This window comes from Aliidiomarina shirensis, from assembly GCF_003987345.1.
Classification (GTDB): Bacteria; Pseudomonadota; Gammaproteobacteria; order Enterobacterales; family Alteromonadaceae; genus Aliidiomarina; species Aliidiomarina shirensis.
This window is the reverse complement of record NZ_PIPP01000005.1, coordinates 97,053-115,457: the sequence shown is the minus strand read 5'-3', so window position 1 is coordinate 115,457 and position 18,405 is coordinate 97,053. Positions and strand designations below refer to the sequence as shown.

General features: G+C 45.6%; 12 protein-coding genes. 8 read left to right on the top strand and 4 right to left on the bottom strand.

The genetic code is table 11. The features are described 5' to 3' along the window. Nucleotides 1–30: 30 nt before the first annotated feature. Nucleotides 31–648 (bottom strand): glutathione S-transferase family protein, encoded by a 618-nt coding sequence (locus tag CWE13_RS10600; RefSeq protein ID WP_126808467.1) that lies wholly within the window; start codon nt 646–648, stop codon nt 31–33. Nucleotides 649–685: 37 nt separating this feature from the next. After that, the gene (dbpA, locus tag CWE13_RS10595; RefSeq protein ID WP_126808466.1) at nt 686–2,080 is read right to left on the bottom strand and encodes an ATP-dependent RNA helicase DbpA; all 1,395 of its coding nucleotides are present in this window, start codon (nt 2,078–2,080) and stop codon (nt 686–688) included. 238 nt (nt 2,081–2,318) lie between these two features. Here dbpA and CWE13_RS10590 point away from each other — a divergent pair, with 238 nt between their 5' ends. The 4 genes from CWE13_RS10590 (at nt 2,319) to CWE13_RS10575 (ending at nt 8,887) form a co-directional block, all read left to right on the top strand. Then, nucleotides 2,319–3,176, top strand: coding sequence for a motility protein A (locus CWE13_RS10590; RefSeq protein ID WP_126808464.1), 858 nt, complete (start codon nt 2,319–2,321; stop codon nt 3,174–3,176). Then, nucleotides 3,173–3,943 (top strand): OmpA/MotB family protein, encoded by a 771-nt coding sequence (locus tag CWE13_RS10585; protein WP_126808462.1) that lies wholly within the window; start codon nt 3,173–3,175, stop codon nt 3,941–3,943. Before CWE13_RS10590 ends, CWE13_RS10585 begins: the two co-directional genes overlap by 4 nt. 85 nt (nt 3,944–4,028) lie before the next feature. Further along, nucleotides 4,029–7,088, top strand: coding sequence for a ligand-binding sensor domain-containing diguanylate cyclase (locus tag CWE13_RS10580; RefSeq protein ID WP_126808460.1), 3,060 nt, complete (start codon nt 4,029–4,031; stop codon nt 7,086–7,088). Nucleotides 7,089–7,300: 212 nt separating this feature from the next. After that, nucleotides 7,301–8,887, top strand: coding sequence for an ABC-F family ATPase (locus tag CWE13_RS10575; RefSeq protein ID WP_126808458.1), 1,587 nt, complete (start codon nt 7,301–7,303; stop codon nt 8,885–8,887). A 37-nt stretch (nt 8,888–8,924) separates the two neighbouring features. Here the strand turns inward: CWE13_RS10575 and bcsG are convergent, their stop codons facing one another. Both bcsG and CWE13_RS10565 read right to left on the bottom strand, forming a co-directional pair. Beyond that, nucleotides 8,925–10,541, bottom strand: coding sequence for a cellulose biosynthesis protein BcsG (gene bcsG / locus CWE13_RS10570; RefSeq protein ID WP_126808456.1), 1,617 nt, complete (start codon nt 10,539–10,541; stop codon nt 8,925–8,927). 213 nt (nt 10,542–10,754) lie between these two features. Continuing rightward, complete coding sequence (locus CWE13_RS10565; RefSeq protein ID WP_126808454.1) at nt 10,755–12,314, bottom strand: BcsE family c-di-GMP-binding protein; 1,560 nt, start codon at nt 12,312–12,314, stop codon at nt 10,755–10,757. A gap of 96 nt (nt 12,315–12,410) precedes the next feature. Here CWE13_RS10565 and CWE13_RS12530 point away from each other — a divergent pair, with 96 nt between their 5' ends. The 4 genes from CWE13_RS12530 to bcsB are packed head-to-tail and all read left to right on the top strand — an operon-like array spanning nt 12,411 to nt 18,402. Next, the gene (locus tag CWE13_RS12530; protein ID WP_157980963.1) at nt 12,411–12,647 is read left to right on the top strand and encodes a hypothetical protein; all 237 of its coding nucleotides are present in this window, start codon (nt 12,411–12,413) and stop codon (nt 12,645–12,647) included. Nucleotide 12,648: 1 nt separating this feature from the next. Next, nucleotides 12,649–13,530 (top strand): cellulose synthase operon protein YhjQ/BcsQ, encoded by an 882-nt coding sequence (locus tag CWE13_RS10560; protein WP_157980962.1) that lies wholly within the window; start codon nt 12,649–12,651, stop codon nt 13,528–13,530. Then, nucleotides 13,527–16,124 carry a UDP-forming cellulose synthase catalytic subunit gene (bcsA, locus tag CWE13_RS10555; protein WP_126808450.1) on the top strand — a complete coding sequence of 866 codons (2,598 nt, stop codon included), beginning with the start codon at nt 13,527–13,529 and terminating at the stop codon, nt 16,122–16,124. The genes CWE13_RS10560 and bcsA overlap by 4 nt, the downstream gene beginning before the upstream one ends. Further along, nucleotides 16,117–18,402, top strand: a complete 2,286-nt coding sequence (bcsB, locus tag CWE13_RS10550; RefSeq protein ID WP_126808448.1) for a cellulose biosynthesis cyclic di-GMP-binding regulatory protein BcsB — start codon at nt 16,117–16,119, stop codon at nt 18,400–18,402. The genes bcsA and bcsB overlap by 8 nt, the downstream gene beginning before the upstream one ends. Nucleotides 18,403–18,405 lie beyond the last annotated feature (3 nt).

Genomic DNA, 18,405 nt, shown 5'->3' with positions numbered 1-18,405 from the left:
CATAATCCATAAACAGCAGTTTAACGGCGTTTAAACTTTCGCACTCTCACGAGCATGAATACGATCATGCCACGCTTTTAAATTAGGACGATCATCACCAACACGAATACCTATCGTTTTGCCAAATTGCACCGTGGTATAAGCGTTAATATCGGCTGCCGTGAAGCGCTTGCAGCAAACGAACTCATTGTCGGCAAAATGCGTTTCTAAAAAGTCGAAAAACTCAATAACTTTGCCATGGCAATCTTCCGCCCATTCCTTAATACAATTCATACGATCGTTAAAATAGCCGCTACCGTGCTGGAAACTCATGCCAGTAGGAATAAACAAGTAGAAATCTATCCAACGCAGCCACTGTTCAATAAGTGCTTTTTCCAGCGCCGTATCGCCCAAAAGGCTTTGTGTTTCTGGATGCGATTCTTCGATATAACGGCAAATCGCCATGGTTTCAGAAATACAAACACCGTCGTCGGTTTCTAACACCGGTACTTTTTTCATCGGGTTCTTGGCAACGAAATCGGGCTTGAGGTTATCGCCTTTTTGTAAATCCATTTCTACTCGCTCAACTTTATCGAGCAAGCCTTTTTCAGCAAGAAACATGCGCACTCTTCGAGGATTTGGTGCCACTGCCATTTCATACAATTTCATGATTTCTCCCTTATCGCTAGACTGCTAACATTGTTATTTAACGTACTCGAAAGGCTCGGAAACTACGACCTTTCAGACGATTATTATTAAATATATGCAGAGCTACTCGTTCTTTGCCGGGGGTAACGGCTACATAGCTCCAAGCCGCTTGCACTTGAATTTTACCAATCTCACTAAAGGGTACCTGATCATCTTTAGTAAGCGCACCTACAATATCACCAGGGCGCAATTTATGCTTTTTCCCACCCAGTATTTGGATGGTAACCATGGCTGCTTCGAGCGGCGGGCGGGTTAATAATTTTTGCTCCGGCAAAGGCTGCAATTCAATACGGTATTGTTGATTTTGTTTTGCAAGTAGATCTTCAATAAGGCTCAAGCCATGTTCTTCGCCTTCACCCACTAATGTAACGGCTAAGCCTTCAGCACCGGCTCGACCGGTGCGACCAATCCGGTGCACATGGGTATCGGTATCGTGAGCGATTTCAGAGTTCAGCACCAAATCAAGATCGGTAATATCAAGGCCGCGTGCGGCCACATCGGTTGCAACGAGTACCCTTGCGCTGCGGTTATTAAATTGCACTAAGGTTTGATCGCGATCTTTTTGCTCCAAATCGCCATGTAACGCGAGTGCACTGTACCCTTGGGCCCGTAAGCTATCAGCCATAGCTTGAGTAGCACGCTTTGTATTACAAAACACAACGCAACTTGCGGGTTGGTATTCTTGTAGTAGGCGCTTTACTGCGTTATCGCGTGGCACGCCATTCAAACTATAGAATACTTGCCGAATGGTGCTTTGCTCTGGGGCATCGGCCACGATAATGGTTTCCGGTGTTTTCAGTAGCCCTGCTGCCAGCTGTTCGATTTGCGGCGGGTAGGTGGCACTAAACAATAGCGTTTGCCGGGCACTTGGTGTTGCTTTGGTGATGGCCTTTAAATCGTCTTGAAAACCCATTTCGAGCATTCGATCGGCTTCATCAAGTACCAAAGTAGTGAGTTCAGAAAAATCGATGCGATGATTATTTAAATGATCAAGAATTCGGCCCGGGGTGCCAACGATGATATGCGCCCCGTGTTCTAGCGAGATAATTTGAGCGCGCTGCGGCACTCCACCACAAAGCGTTAGCACTTTTATATTGTGCATACCTCGGCCGATAGTGCGTATCTCTTCCGCTACCTGATCGGCCAGTTCGCGCGTGGGACATAACACTAAGCTCTGAATTCGGAAACGCTGAACGTTGAGTTTTTGCAGTAAGCCAAGGGCAAAGGCTGCAGTTTTCCCGGAACCTGTGCGTGCTTGCACAATCACATCTTTACCGGCTAGAACGTGTGGCAAAGCCTGCGCTTGAACGGGCGTGGTTTCTTTGTAGTTAAGCTCATCAAGCGTGGTGAGTAAAGGAGCTGCTAGCGGCAATGTGGTAAAAGCTGAAGTCATTAAAATTCCTTGGTCAAATCTTGGGGCAAAGTACTGAAATCAAGGCCTTTGGCCTGAAATTTGAGATATTCGCTAGTATAGCAAACATACAACCCGTGCGTATCTAGCAAGTTTTGTTAAAAACATGTTCTGGTTTGATTTGCATCACTACGAGGAAGTGCTAAGTTCGTTACTATTCATTCAATATACAGCCTTCGGTAATTTCACCTTCACAACAACCTTTACAACACGGAATTCCATGAATTTATCTACGTTAATTGGCATGCTATCAGGAATGGCTATTGTGTTTTCAGCCATTTTTTTCACCTCAGAAGATGCGTGGAGCTTTGTAAACATTCCCGGCTTAGCGGTAGTTTTAGGAGGCACTTTTGCGGCCACTCTATTGGCTTACCCACTACGTGAAGTAGTGAATGTATTCAAAGTACTGTGGATAGTTTTAAGAAACGAGCGGCTTTATGCACAAGACGACCAAAAGGAACTGGTGAATGTAGCGCGGCAGTTAGTACAAGGTAATTTGATCAAAGTTGAAGACCAACTAGAGCAAGTGAAAAATCCGTTTTTGCGTACCGGCTTAGAGTTGTTAATTAACAATACGCCACACCAAGACATGTCGGAGTTATTGGAGTGGCGTATCGTAAAGATGAAAATTCGGGAAAAGGCGGAAGCCCAAATTTATCGCACCATGGCTATGTTTGCCCCGGCATTCGGTATGTTAGGTACGTTGGTAGGCTTGGTTAACATGTTGCAAGGCATGGGTGAAAGTAATATGGCGCAAATCGGCTCTGATATGGCCTTCGCCTTACTAACTACTTTGTATGGTGTTGCTTTAGCAAACTTATTTTTCAAGCCTATCGCGATTAAATTTGAGCGCCGCACTGAGCGTAGGGTTCAACTCATGAACATGATTCGTGAAGGCGTAATGTTGATCGCGAAAGGCCGGAATCCAAGCTACATTCGAGAATATCTATCCACCTTTTTTGCGCATGTGGAAGATGAATTAAATATTTCCGGTAATGGTAAAAATGGGCATAGCGGTGCCGATAAGCCAAAACCGAAAGATGATAAAGATTCACCGAAAAAGAGTCCATTTGCATGAGATTTGCTTCGAAAAGCGCCTTAGCAGCCCAATCGTCGGCGTTGAAAAAAGAATCCTATGATTCAGCCGCAACGATTCGGCGGCAAAATTTTGCGGGCATTGATGATACGCCACCGCAAGAAGATGAAGAGTGGGTTACCACTTACATGGACATCATTACATTATTGTTGATTCTATTTGTTGTACTTTTGGCGAACGCCGATTTCAGTGGGTCACCTGCAGAGCGAGAGGAGCTAAGGCGAGCAAATGCAATTTTGCATGTTTTAGGCATTGATCTACAAACCACTACTGACGATGAATTGCTGAGTATTGGTAATAATTTAAACAGTGAATTTTCCGCAGCAGGCCTGGGTGATATGGTCGATATATCCAGTAGCCCGGGGTCTTTGAATATTCGTTTAAATGATCAAATTCTTTTTCGTAGCGGCGAAGCTGAATTTATTGGTAACTCTGCCGATAAAGTAATGGAACCAATCGTAGATATGTTAAACCAGAGTGATTACAACATTAGTGTTGAAGGGCATACCGATAGCGTACCTATCAATACGCCGAAATTCCCGAGTAACTGGGAATTATCTTCAGCACGCGCTACTTTTGTTGTACGATATTTAATCTCTGAAGGGGTGGCAAGCGAGCGTTTACGCGCCATTGGTTACGCACAAAGCCAACCTATTGCAGATAATGCCAGTGCTGAAGGGCGCAGCCAAAACCGGCGCGTAACGTTAGTGCTTACAGTGCCCGATGCAGCGGGCGTAAAAGATGAATAGTGAGTGTTGTACACGAAACCCCGTCATTTTAACGAATAGGTGATATGTCGTTGAAAGTGAAGGCTGTATTTAAGGAAGAATACAGATGTGGTGCACTAAACCAAGTAAGAATCACATGTATAAATTCGGGTTATTTGAAGCGATAATTTTTCTCAGCTTGCTGGGGGCTAGCAGTGTTCCGTCGGCGCACGCTGCTGAGAACAGAGCAGCCCGTTCAAGCGTTTCCGCCGAAAGCTCTGAAAACGAACTGAAATCGTTCTCCAGAAATAGTAAACCACTTTCACAGTATGCTTTGAGCCATTGGAACACCCGCGATGGGCTCCCGCACAACTCAATAAACGGTATTACCCAAACAAACGATGGTTATTTGTGGCTTGGCACATGGGAAGGCCCAGTGCGTTTTAACGGCCGCGATTTTACGGTGTTTGATAATCTTGATGAATTAAAAGTACCCGAATTGGGGGTTGTTGGTATTGGTCTTAACCCGCAAACGAATGAAGTTTACATTAGCGGCCCCCGTGGTGGCGTGTCGAAGTACAATGGTGAAAATTGGCAAGCGTTGCCGCCAGCACCCTCATTCGTATTTCGAGTACTGATCGACCACGAGCAGAACGTGTGGGCCGCAGCTTCAGGTGCGGGCTTTGTGCGCTACGATACCGAAGGGAATATGCATCGTTATCAACAAGCTGAGGGCTTACCGAGTGGCTTTGCTTATCACATTTACGAGGCCGATCCGGTAGCGAATCGTGAACGTCAGATATGGGTTGGCACTAACACGGGCTTGGCCCGTTACAAGCCGGAAACGGATGATTTTGAAGCAATTCCATCGGTGAGCGGAAGCCAAGTTCGGGCTGTGTTGCAGCATTCCAACGGAATGTTGTTAGCAGCAAGTGACGACGGCTTGTTTTACCAAAGTGAACCCGAAACCGAGTTTAAGCCATGGCCAATGCCGATAGAAGGTACGATAACGAGCTTAGCTGAGGGCCCAAATCAAGCGGTTTGGTTCGGAACCTTAACCCATGGCCTTGGGCGTATTAGCGATTCCGGCATTAGTATCCTCTCAGTTGAGCATGGTTTACCCAACCCTCATGTACTGGATATTTTTAAAGACCGCGAAGATAACATGTGGGTTTCTACTCACGGTGGCTTAGTGCAATTGCGTGATGCGTTGTTCACTAGCTTTACGCGCACACAAGGTTTGGTTGGTAATTATGTACGTGCGGTTATGGCGGATCAGCAGCAACGATTATGGGTCGGAACTAACGAAGGTGTTAGTCGCTTTGAAAGTATGGGTTTAGCACCTGTTTCTGAGGAGCTGAAAGATATTTCAGTATTATCGTTTGGTGAAGATGCGGAAACCAACACCTATTATGTGGGCTCATATACGCTTGGATTGATTCAAGTTATTGATGATGAAATTACGGCAAAATTCGGCCGCGCCAACGGTATGCCGCTTGCCGAAGTTCGTGCTATTAAAACCTTACCAGACTCGGAACTTATTGCTTTGGGCACGCCGATTGGCCTCGTTATCGTGCATGCTGCGCCGGGTGAATTAACATACGTAAAAACTTTCACTGTGGATGATGGCTTAATCGATCCAACAGTAACCGGCTTGGCGCTCGATGCGAATGGCGATTTATGGGCAGCTTCGACGGCCGGTATTTCGAAAGTTCATACGAATGGTGTTTATGATTCCGTTGAAGATTGGCGCATTGAGGCTATCGATCTTGATAACATAACCTTGGCGCGCAATACTTTTGCGGCTGTAGCATTTAAAGAGCAAATGTGGTTCGCCACCGACCGCGGCATTTTGGTGTATTCACCTGCCGATTGTGGAACTTCTAGTTCTTCCTCTGAATCGATGGAACATAACGGTGCGTCTAGCCCTTCATGTTGGCACTGGTTAAGCCGCAGAAATGGTATGCCGTTAGATAAGTATTTTTCTCTGGCATTCGATATTGAAGAGAATCTTTGGCTTGGCAGTAGCCGAGGAATTACCCGGGTAAACCGTGAAAGTGTTGCTAATTGGCTTGCGAACCCTAATGCAACTGTGACAACCACGCAGTATGTCGAATCCGATGGGATGGCGAGTAGCCAGATCAACACGGGTGGGCCTTCATCTGTAGTTGATGGTGATGGCCACATTTGGTTTGGCAGCGCTGAGGGCGTAGCGGTTGTTGCACCAGAAGATTTTGGTAACCATGGGCTTAATCCACCCCCGTTAGTAATTGAAAGCGTGCGATCAAACGCCGGCTCGTTCGAACCTGGGGCTACTTTAGCGGCCGACGACGATCGCATAGAGTTTCAATACATTGGCTTGGGCTATCGCATGGCTGCACATATTCAGTATCAAGTGAAACTCCAAGGTTTTGACGATGAGTGGATTCCGCGGGGCAGCTTAAGAGTAGCGGAATACACTAGTTTGCCGCCGGGCGAATTTACTTTCTCAGTGCGCAGTCGTTACCCAGGTGGCACGTGGTCGGATAGTGTGGATATTAGTTTTAGTAAAGCCCCGCACTATTACCAAACTTGGTGGTTTTGGCTGTTCGTAGGGGCTGCGATGGCGGCTTTGGTATGGTACCGCGTGCGTAGCTTGCAGAAAAACCAAGAACGGCTTGAACGCCTAGTTGATGAGAAAACGGCTGCCCTTGAAGCGCTGGCGAATGAAGATGCGCTCACAGGCTTACCTAATCGCCGTGCATTTGATCAGCGATTACAGCTTGAAGCCAAGCGTAGTTTGCGAAACGGCGCTAAATTGAGTTTAGCTGTGCTTGATTTAGATCATTTTAAACAAATTAATGATAAACATCTTCATGAGGCGGGCGACCGCGTGCTGCAGAAGATTGCGCAAGTTTTGGTGAATGCTGTACGCGAAGTTGATTATGTTGCGCGCTGGGGCGGTGAAGAATTCGCAATCGTGTTCCCAGGTGCTAATTGTGCTGAATCGAAAGCTATTTGTGAACGTATTCGGCAAGCTATCGACCGTACCGATTTTGCTGATATTAGCGAAGGCATTCACGTTACCGCGAGTATTGGTATCGCTGAGATCGATGATGCATTCGATTATCAGAACTTGATGGTGCGCGCGGATAAAGCGTTATACGAAGCTAAGGATGCAGGCCGCAATACAATACGCAGTGGTTAATCACCGCGCGTATGATCTCGTGTTGGTTGGTGATTGTACTCGCGGTAATTAACTTCAGTACTGCGAGCCCTTTCACCTTGCTTAATTACGCTAAAAAGAGTACATTACTGCGCTCAAATTTTGTGCGTTCCCCTCGGTAAAAGCTGGCGTTCACGTTAGCACCTAGATGGCCACCACATTCCATTTTTCGTTGTTTTTTGGATACTCAATACGTGATTTCTGCTGCAAACATCACCATGCAATTTGGTGCAAAACCGCTTTTCGAAAATATTTCCGTGAAATTTGGCCAAGGTAACCGTTACGGGTTAATTGGCGCGAATGGCTGTGGCAAATCTACTTTTATGCGTATTCTAAGTGGCGAGCTCGAGCCCTCTGCCGGGAATATTTCGGTTGAGCCAAACATGCGCGTGGGTAAATTACGCCAGGATCAATTTGCTTACGAAGATTTTTCGGTGATTGATACCGTGCTGATGGGCCACGAAGATCTCTGGAATGTGAAAGTTGAGCGCGATCGGATTTACAGCAACCCGGAAATGAGCGATGAAGATGGCATGCGCGTTGCTGATTTAGAAGTGCAGTTTGCTGAACTTGATGGCTACACCGCAGAATCTCGTGCTGGTGAGTTGTTATTAGGTGTTGGTATTCCAGAAGATCAACATTGGGGCTTGATGTCGGAAATTGCGCCGGGCATGAAATTACGGGTTTTGTTAACGCAGGTATTGTTTGCAGAACCCGATATCATGCTACTTGACGAGCCTACCAACAACCTTGATATCAATACCATTCGTTGGCTCGAAGATGTATTGAATCAGCGTCAGTGCACCATGATTATTATTTCGCACGATCGCCATTTCTTGAATAGCGTTTGCTCGCACATGGCCGATATTGATTACGGCGAGTTACGGGTATACCCGGGTAACTATGATCAATATATGTTTGCGGCCACTCAGGCGCGCGAACAATTGCTTTCTGATAACGCCAAGAAAAAAGATAAAATTGCTGAGCTACAAAGTTTCGTAAGCCGATTCTCTGCAAATGCTTCAAAGGCAAAACAAGCTACTTCGCGAGCAAAGCAAATTGAGAAGATTCAGCTTTCAGAGGTAAAAGCCTCAAGCCGCGTAAATCCGTTTATTCGCTTTGATCAGGATAAGCAGCTTTACCGTTTGGCATTAGAGTTAACCGATGTGAAGAAAAGCTTTGATGATAACCACGTACTAAAAGGGCTTTCGAGTGTAATCGAAGTAGGCGAGAAAGTAGCTATTTTGGGTGCGAATGGTATTGGTAAATCAACACTGTTGAAGTGTTTGATGGGCGATTACACGCCTGATTCCGGCATCGTGAAATGGTCAGAAAACGCCAATATCGGCTATTACGCGCAAGATCACGCGCACATGTTCAAAAGCAAAATGAATGTGCTCGATTGGATGATGCAGTGGAAGAAACCTTCGGATGACGAGCAATCGGTTCGCGGTGTTCTTGGCCGCATGCTGTTTTCACAAGACGATATTGCAAAGCCCGTTAGCATTCTTTCGGGTGGTGAAAAAGGGCGGATGATTTTCGGTAAGCTAATTCTTCAGCGCCCGAATATATTGGTGATGGATGAACCAACCAACCACTTGGACATGGAATCAATTGAATCATTGAACTTAGCGTTAGAAAAATATGTGGGCACTTTGATTTTTGTAAGCCACGATCGTGAGTTTGTTTCATCGCTAGCTACGCGTATTATCGAGATTACCGATAACGGTTTACGTGATTTCTCGGGTAGTTATGATGATTACCTGAAAACGTTGAACTAATAGACGCTGAACTTACAGACGTTAGCGGCTTTATAATTTAACGATTATAAGGCCGCCATTCTCCGTTATTAATCTGCAGTATAAATTGCCCTTCATATTCCATCATTATCACCCGATCGTTTTCCAGTACCGGCCGCGTTTCGGGTAGGTTATCTGCTACGCGTTGCGGTGCATAACTACCGCCCGAAAAAGGGTTTTGCTCAATAATCTGATAAATGGCACTTGTTATTGCTATTGGCGAAGTGCTTTTAGAAACAGATATCATTGAGCTGCGTTGTTCATTAATGCCTGGGCCAAATAATCTAATGAGCACTGGAACGTGGGTGAGAGCTGGCGTTGGGATTTCGCGCATCCCCGGCAGCTGAAACTGATCACCAGCCAGTCCGGCGCCATGCTCAGGCACTATCACAACTAATACTTGCCGCTCGCTCGCGGCAATATCCTCGAATAATTGATTCAAATCATCTAGTAAATTCAATAAGCGTGTTCGGTAACTATTACTACTGTTGCCGCGAAAGCCGGGCATGCGATTGCCATCATGCAAGCTGGTTGTGTTGTAGAAGCTGAATTTAGGTTGCGAGGCTTCTTCTTCTAACCAGTAGTTCAACACCTCCGCATCTGAATATATGGGAGATTGATCGAAGCCCATCATAATTTGGGAGAATTGTTCAGGATTTACGAAAGGTGCATCGCCCATTCCACCAGAGTTACGAATTTGAGATAAGTAGTTATCAAATGCACCACTGTGATTCATCAAAATTTCGCGGCTATAGCCAACTCCTGCGAGCTGCTCGCCAATTTTGCACTCGGCGGGCGCATTAAATATTTCGCTATGGGGTGAGTGGCCGCAACTAGCTTGCAGTAGGCGCAATGTTGCGGGCCCAGAATATGAGCTACCCGTGTAGAAGTTACTTAGAAGAATATCAGCTTGCTGTAATACTGGATGATCAACTAACTCAAATTGCTCTAAATCTGCCCAAGAAACGGAACAGATATTAATCATCAAGATATCGAAATTCGGCTGTGAACGAACTGATACACTTAATTGTTGATCGGCTTGTTGTTCATAAAACGAAGCAAGTGTTGAATCTGGGTTACTGGTTGCGAGCCGTTGCTCTGGATTCGTTGAAAAAGCTACTTGTGCCGCCTGAGCAGTTTGTACGTTGGGTTGTGGGGCCGTATCGAGCTGCCAAAGCGGGAAGGCGAGCATGGCTACCAACACTACAGTTGTCATGCGCAAAATTTTGGCTAGGTATAAATACAAAATCCAAGCTACAAGCAGTGCGGCAATCGATTGAATTGGTACCGCTCGCGTAACCAACTCTAATAAATACATGGCGCTAAAGCTCGACACCAAATCCCATTGACTGATCAAACGCTCAAACGGAGGCAAAAAGCTCTCGGTATAAATGAGCGCTACCGCGGCAGGTATGGCAATTACTTGCCGTAGAATTTTGAGCCAAAGTGGGCCAGCTGGAATGATTAAAAATACAAACAGTGTAAGGTTCAATAACAAATCGAACCCGATCATGTTCATACTTACTAGAGCAACTTTTAATAAAAAATAAAAACTCCAGGCGCCAAGCCCAGGCCAACTCATTAACGGATGCTGGAGCAGCTGCTGACGCTGGCGCTGGTATAATTCGTCACTCATTCGTTGTTTAGCTCATCTTTGGGTCTATTGCGCGCCATTTTTTTGGGTTTTAACGGCTTATACACGCGAATATATCTATTCGTAGAAAACCAATCAAATATAGATTGTTTTGCAGCATGGCGTAAACGAGCCAAGATATAGCCTACCAGCAACCCGAAGAAAAAGGTTGCTGTAATTAGTATAATTACTAGATTCTCGGGCATCATTCATTCCTCAAAGAAAGTTCGCTTTGCGTACTTGCTGTGCATCATGCTTGGACGCTTTGTTTGTCGCTAAATCACCAGAATCCGAGGCTTGCCGTGCATATATGTGCATGCTCAAATCGTCTGATGGATAGCTCCGTTCTTTTTGGAGAAGGTGCTCGCAAACTTCTAAAATTTGGCTATGGTTGCTTACTCTTGTTTCTCTTTTGAATAAGCTGTTTGCTGGAATACCAAAGTTTGTAAATAGCACATTGTTTAAATCAGTTTCGCGGCAACCATAGAAAAACAAACACACCTCGTTATCAATGACCGTGATCATATCGCCCTGTCGGCGGCTACCAAAGCGCCGAACTACAGTAAGTGGTGTGAGTCCGGTAGCTACAGACCCTTGTAAAAACAAGGTATCTAAGCCTTGTTTTTCAGCTTTGCTTTCGAGCTGAACCACTTTTTGTAGAAACTCTTGCGGTGGGAAATAGCCGCGAGAATCTTCAACTAAATGGTTTGTGCGAAGTTCCTCGAAACTTTCTGGAATGCGCTGCGTAAATCGAAAACCGATCGTAGTTTCCGCTAAGCTAATGAAACTGCGCGTTGATAACTCGTGAGGCAATACTAGTGTGGCTCCGGCATTGATTAGAAAGCGTTCATCTTGCAAGCGCAGCGATTCATCTCGTTCCCGAACCAGAATACGCACGTAGCGACCGCTATATTGCCTAATTTGCAGTATGGTGCGTGCAACATCGACGAGCATATTGCGATTGGCGAGCCCAAGAATCACTACCGCATCATTGCCCGGTGCGAGCATATCGCGAACGTCTACGTCTACCGAAAAGCGCTGCCATTCTTGCGGCAAATACTCACCGTCTTCAAGCGCGTTCGCACAAAAATAACGCGGTGCTTTTTCACCCGTGAGCATTGCCTGCGGTTCATTTTCACCATGAGTAGCGATAGAAAATTGCACAACGCCCGTTGCAGAGGTTTCTTCATGAACATCCCACTGCCATCGGCTTACCGTATATCCGTTAAACCAATACTGCACATCCCAACTCCAATCTGGTTGGCCTTGGTTGATAATATGCAAACTCGAGAATTTTCGAGCCGCAGTATCTAAAAAAGACGTTAGCGCTGATTGGTCGGGTGAGCCTAAACAAAACAATAGAAGTAGCTTATTTTCTTTTTTACACCAGCTTTGTAATTTACTGAAAAAATCGTTTTTAAAGAAATTCCTTTCTAATAATTCTGGCGAGATAAAATTTAGCGCAAGAATGATAGTTTTTTGTTTACCGCAGGTATTCATAATCGCATTTAACATACGGTTAGTTTGTACGGAGCGCGCGGCTTTCCACTCCGCTAATACTAAGTTTTGGTTTAAACGAATATCCGGCGTATTGCGGAAAATACGTTGTAAATCATCCGCTCGGGTAAAATAAACCACGGAACTTTGTTGAGCTATCATCGCTAATAGATAATCACTCCATACACGATTCTCGTGAACAAAGGTGTGGGTTTCTCCAGGGTGTAATTGTGGTAACGGTTGCTCAATACCGGCGAACATGCCTTGCAACGAAATCAATGAACATATCCTTCTGCGCTATACCAATAATCTAGCTAGATAAATCGATGGTGTTGAAATACACTAATTGCATAAGCTTATAACAAATAATGAGTTATGAACAATTTCTGGATCGCAAATAAACCGCAGTATATAGCAACTGACATACAACGCTTAGCAACCTACGTGGATAAGTTCGATGCCCCGTACGTGGAAGTTAATTTTAATAAGCGCCTGTTAAATATCCAGCAACGCTGGTGTTTATACCGTGATCCGGCTACCACCGTGTTAGCTAAGCGCACTTTAGTAAATGTAAATGGTCCCTCAGAAACTAATAGTTCTGAGGAGTCTTAACATGAATATTATAGGCGTAGAGAGCGTAGTGGGAGGTTCAGGAGGAACGAGTGTTGTTGCTGAGTATGCGGCGGCACTAAATGATATGGGTTTGCGGACTATAGCGCTTGATTTGAATCCTGAAAATCAATTAGGGCTGCATTTTGGTTTATCACTTTCAGAATCAGCAGGTGTAAGCCAAATTGATCAAGCTTCGAGCAATATTTTAGACGTTTTGTTCGAAAGTGTAGATGGTTATCCTTTTATCCCATTTGGCTATGTTCCAGAAGTGGAGTGGCCAGTGGCTATTGAAACGCTTGCGGAACGGTTGAGTTCGCTACTCAAGCCTATATTATCAACCCCTGATCGCGTTATGGTGATTGATGTTTCACGAAGTGCGTTTCCGCTGCGGGATTGGGTTTATCGGCATGCTGATGTGATGTTGAATGTCATTCAGCCCGAGCCGCGAGCAATGCCCGCTTTAATACGGTATTCCGAGCATCAGCGGCGGTTGCAAGTGGCTGCGAATTGCCGATCATTGGTAATGTTCAATGCGGTGGCGCCGCACTTGGATTTATCGCGCGATACGCTTGAATTGTTGCGTTCACAAATTACTGCTGATGCACAATGCCCCATTTTAATCCATCGTGATCAACATATCCCGGAAGCTTTTGCCAGCCAGAAGCCGGTGCGTTCGCTTACTGCGTCGGCGCAATCGAATCGAGATTTCGATGCGCTTGCTTTGTGGACGGTTTCTTATTTGAACTCAGATGGTTTTTCTGCAGATGCTGAGGATGCGCTCTCTGGCGCTAAGGGCTCTTTCCCAACGGCTGAGGGCTCTTCCCAAAAAGCTGAGGGCTCTTTCCCGGGCGCTGAAGGCTCTAACAACGGAGCCATTAAGTGAGTTTAATTCGTCAACAGTGGGTTGAGCAGCGGCGTGCATACACGCGCGTACACAGCGCGCTGCAAATTGCTCTGTTGTATCTAGAAGTGTTGATACTTAACCCTGGTGAAAATAAACATTTAAATCGGCAGCAGAAACAGCGAACCTCGCTACGTTTCTGGTTTCCGCATGTGAATTTCAATCGCTTAAACCCTTTAGATTTCGTGCGGATTGTTCTGCAAGTTTTATGGTTGATTTTCTTTCAACAAGAATCAGATATGGAGCCGAAAAAGAGGAAATCGCCAACCAAAACCGTTTTAACGTTTCCGTTGCGAGTGATTAAGGGTACAAACAAAAAAGTGCGTGCTGTTTTTAACCAACATATTCAGCCACGGTATTCGGGCTTAGCATTGAAAACCATAATGGGATTTGGCGAAGTTACACACTACGCATGGCTGAATACGGCAACGTTTAGAATACTTTTAACGATAGCAGCCTCAGTGCTTGTAGCCTTCACGATTAGTTTGCCGATGGATTCGAGCTCACAGGCTGTAATGCTGTTGTTATTCTGGGGCACTGCGTTGTGGGTTCGTGATGTAAATAAACGCGGTGCACTGTTGTTGATGGTTGTACTTTCGGTGCTGGTGAGTACTCGATATCTATATTGGCGCGTAACACAAACCATTAATTGGGATGTTCCAGCCGATACATTCTTGAGTTTGTTGCTGCTAACGGCTGAGATTTACGCATGGACAATTCTCGTGTTGGGGTATGTGCAAACAATTTGGCCATTAGAACGAAAGGTTGCGAGACTCCCTGACGATATTTCTACATGGCCATCGGTTGATGTTTTCATTCCTACTTACAATGAGCCTTTACATGTGGTGCGCCCCACAATTCTGGCTGCGTTAGCAATGGATTGGCCGGAGGATAAACTGAATGTTTATTTGCTTGATGATGGTAAACGCGATGAATTTTCCGACTTTGCGGAAAAAATTGGCGTTCCATATATTACGCGCGTTGATAACTCCCACGCTAAAGCCGGAAATTTGAATCACGCATTGAAAAAAACATCGGGTGATTACATTACTATTTTCGATTGTGATCATATTCCTACGCGCTCTTTTTTGCAGTTAACGATGGGTTGGTTTTTGCATGATCCAAAGCTAGCTCTAGTGCAAACACCGCATCATTTCTTTTCGCCAGATCCGTTTGAAAAAAACTTAACTATGTTTCGCAGTAAGCCCAACGAAGGTGAGCTTTTTTATGGTTTGATTCAAGACGGCAACGACATGTGGAATGCCTCATTTTTCTGTGGATCTTGCGCTGTACTCAAACGCGGGCCATTAGAAGAAGTGGGTGGGATCGCGGTAGAAACGGTTACCGAAGATGCGCACACAGCGTTAAAAATGCACCGTCTCGGATATAACTCAGCTTATTTAAATATCCCTCAAGCTGCGGGGTTGGCAACGGAGAGCCTCTCTGCGCATATTGGTCAGCGTATTCGCTGGGCGCGTGGCATGGCACAAATTTTCCGGTTAGATAATCCGCTTAGAGGAAAAGGGTTGAACTTAGGCCAGCGAATTTGTTACGCCAACGCAATGTTGTACTTTCTTAATGGTATCCCGCGCATTATTTTTATGATGGCACCCTTGGCGTTTTTGCTCCTGCACAGCTACATCGTGTTCGCACCGGCGATTATGATTGCGTTGTATGCGCTACCTCACATTGTGCACTCGTACTTAACGAATTCACGAACTCAGGGGCAGTATCGTCATTCGTTTTGGGCTGAAATGTACGAAACCGTATTGGCTTGGTATATTTTAAGGCCAACGACCGTTGCTTTATTCTTTCCGAAGTTAGGTAAATTTAATGTGACGGCAAAGGGCGGTTTAAACGAAAAAACGCATTATGATTGGGAAGTAAGTAAACCATACTTGATACTCGTATTGCTTTGCGTCATTGGCTTTAGTTTTGGTATTTGGCGTTTATTCACCGGGCCTACCGATGAATACCTCACAGTTGCGTTGAATCTGATATGGGTTACTTATAACTTAATTATTCTTGGTGGTGCGGTTGCAGTAGCGGAAGAAGCCAAACAGGTTCGCGCGGCTCACCGAATTGCAGTTAACCGGCCGGTAACCTTTATAACGGCTTCAGAACACGTTTTTTCTGCTGAGTTGGTTGATTATTCCGATCAGGGGGCTGGATTACGGATTCCTCATGACTGCCAGATTGAACGTGGTGATATTATCCGAGTGTTTATGTTTGATGGTGGGTCGGAGCGATCATTTGAATGTTCGGTTGTAAGCCGCCGAGGTGAACTGCTTGGGTTGAGATTCATACCGGCGAATATTGAAACCGACCAAGCACTTCTACGCGCTACATTTTCTCGAGCCGATGCATGGGTGGGTTGGCGTCCGGTTGATGTCGCGGAGCGTCCACTCAGCAGCTTCCAAGAAGTGATTGCGATTGGTATTCGAGGTTACAAACGGATGGCAATGCAGTTTGCACCTATTTTGTTGCCTGTATTTGAGTTTTTTGAAGGTGGCTGGCGATTTATACGGTCAATTTTGCCAACGATGCCTGTGCATAAGGAAGAACATAATGGTTAATTTCAAATCAAGCGCTGGCGCACTTTTTATACTGCTTTCATTGGTAGCGTGGCCGAGTGCTGCGCAAACCGAAAGCCGTGAAGATTCTGATGAGTTAAGCCGAGTGAAAGAGCGATTGGCGGAAAACTTTTCGTTGCCGGAGCATACTTATAAATGGACGTTTCGAGATCTGGCTGGCGATCGTGATTTAAAAATTGACGGTGTGGCCAACCGAATGACCTTGGGGTTCGGAGCACGCTTAGATCAAATTGTAACGGAAGCGAACGTGAACTTTACCTTCAGTTATTCGCCAGTTTTGGCCGCTGAAGTATCACAATTACGCATCACGTTGAATGGTGAAGTGGTTCGCGCAATACCGCTTCGGCGCAATGAAGCTGATCAGCAACATCAACATCAAATCCGCTTAAGCCCGGAGCTTATGGCGAACTACAACGAGTTAGAGTTTGAGTTAATTGCTGAAGCTCAAGGGATGGAGTGCTCAGTATTCTCACCTGCGGCGTGGCTTGAATTTTTTGGTGATAGCACACTGGAAATAACGCGGAATCAACTAGTGGTAGCCAATGATCTTGCTTGGTTTCCGGAACCGTTTTTCGATGCGCGCGAATTTCAACGTTTGAATCTTGCGTTTATGTTACCTGATGAAATATCGAATGAGTATGTTCAAGCTGCAGCTATCTTGGCCTCTTATTTTGGTTCCGAGGCAGATTGGCGTGGCGTTGAAACTAAACTTTTTCGTTATGATCAAGAGCCGTTGGTTATTAACTACTTTGAAGAAAACGAGTTTTCCTTTGAGCACAACTTCGAATGGCCCGAGCAGCACGGCATCATTTTTATCACCAATAACTCGCGCCCTTGGTTACTGAGTGATTTGGAAAATGTAAATCAGCCGCAGGTTCGTGTAGTGACAAACCCGGTACATAGGGCATATAAACTTTTGGTTGTACAAGCACCTACCGTTGAAGGTTTGGTAACGGCGGTACAAGGGCTAACGGCAAGACCGATCGGCTTAAGCGGCCCTACGTTTGACGTGCATTCGTTAGATATTGAGCCCCGGCCTGCCTATTCTGCGCCTCGTTGGATCAACACCGAAGAGCCTATTCGATTTAGCGAGCTAGTGGATTTCCCAAGTGAATTACAACGCACGGGTTACCAAAACGCGCCTGTGGCTTTAAACATGCGTTTACCGCCTGATCTATTTACGTGGCAGCGCCAAGGAATTCCAGTGGATTTGAAGTTTCGGTATACGCCACCGGTGCAACGTGATGAGAGCCGGTTGCGAGTATTCGTAAATGGTGAATTCATCAAAGGATTTACCCTAAATGAAAGTGGCATGGAGGGTGCATCAGATAGGATTCGGGTTCCACTTTTAGGTGAAAATCCGTTTGCGCAAAGTGCGTTACAAATACCTGCGTTCAAACTGGGCGCTTTAAATCGGTTGGAATTTGAGTTCAGCTTCAGCGCGCTTTCTGAAGAATGTCGGGTGCAGCCGCTTGGAAATACCTTAGGTTCAATTGATGGCGATTCCACAATAGATTTACGAGGCTATTCGCACTATACCGAAATGCCGAATTTACATTTGTTTGTAAAAACAGGCTACCCATTCACCCGTTATGACGATTTATCGCAAACGCTTCTTGTCGTGCAGGAAAACCCTACGAATGAGGAGATTAATTCGGTTTTAACGGCGTTTTCCGTTATGGGTGCTGCTTCAGGATATCCTGCGGTATTGGTGAATGTAGCGCAAGTTGCTGATGTGCCGGAAGGGGCGGATAAAGATATTCTTATTGTTGGCGGCGATGTTTTACGTGAGTGGTTGCAGCGCTTTGGCCGTAGCTCGTTAGATAAACAACTACAAGCCCATGGTTTAGCGGGCCAACAGCAGTTGCTCTACAGCCCTGATGGAAGTACTCAAATTAGCGGGCCTAGTGCGGCGATTGTGAGCTTTGAATCAACGTTAACGCGGGGTAGAACGGTGGTTGCGTTAACGGCCAATCAAAATGGTTTCTTGCCGCAAATTGATGCATTAATGCGCTCGAATGAGCGAAATACTGCAGTAACGGGGTTCATGAGCGTGCTCACTCCGGGAAATACTCGCCATTTAGCTACTTACGAATCCTACTATGTGGGAGAGCTAAGCCTTTGGAATCGCTTGAGTTACCACCTTTCGCGGTATCCGGTTTTAGTCGCCGTTTTCACCTTGATTGCGCTCGTAACCTTAGTGATGGTGATGTATTGGTTCCTATCTGGGTTAGCTCGCCGTCGTCGGCAAGGCAGTTAACAT

Bases quoted from the DNA above. Each gene is read 5' to 3' on its own strand.
- CWE13_RS10590 (WP_126808464.1), top strand. From the start codon at position 2,319: ATGAATTTATCTACGTTAATTGGCATGCTATCAGGAATGGCTATTGTG.
- CWE13_RS12530 (WP_157980963.1), top strand. From the start codon at position 12,411: ATGAACAATTTCTGGATCGCAAATAAACCGCAGTATATAGCAACTGAC.
- dbpA (WP_126808466.1), bottom strand. From the start codon at position 2,080: ATGACTTCAGCTTTTACCACATTGCCGCTAGCAGCTCCTTTACTCACC.
- CWE13_RS10580 (WP_126808460.1), top strand. From the start codon at position 4,029: ATGTGGTGCACTAAACCAAGTAAGAATCACATGTATAAATTCGGGTTA.
- CWE13_RS10560 (WP_157980962.1), top strand. From the start codon at position 12,649: ATGAATATTATAGGCGTAGAGAGCGTAGTGGGAGGTTCAGGAGGAACG.
- bcsG (WP_126808456.1), bottom strand. From the start codon at position 10,541: ATGAGTGACGAATTATACCAGCGCCAGCGTCAGCAGCTGCTCCAGCAT.
- CWE13_RS10600 (WP_126808467.1), bottom strand. From the start codon at position 648: ATGAAATTGTATGAAATGGCAGTGGCACCAAATCCTCGAAGAGTGCGC.
- CWE13_RS10585 (WP_126808462.1), top strand. From the start codon at position 3,173: ATGAGATTTGCTTCGAAAAGCGCCTTAGCAGCCCAATCGTCGGCGTTG.
- bcsB (WP_126808448.1), top strand. From the start codon at position 16,117: ATGGTTAATTTCAAATCAAGCGCTGGCGCACTTTTTATACTGCTTTCA.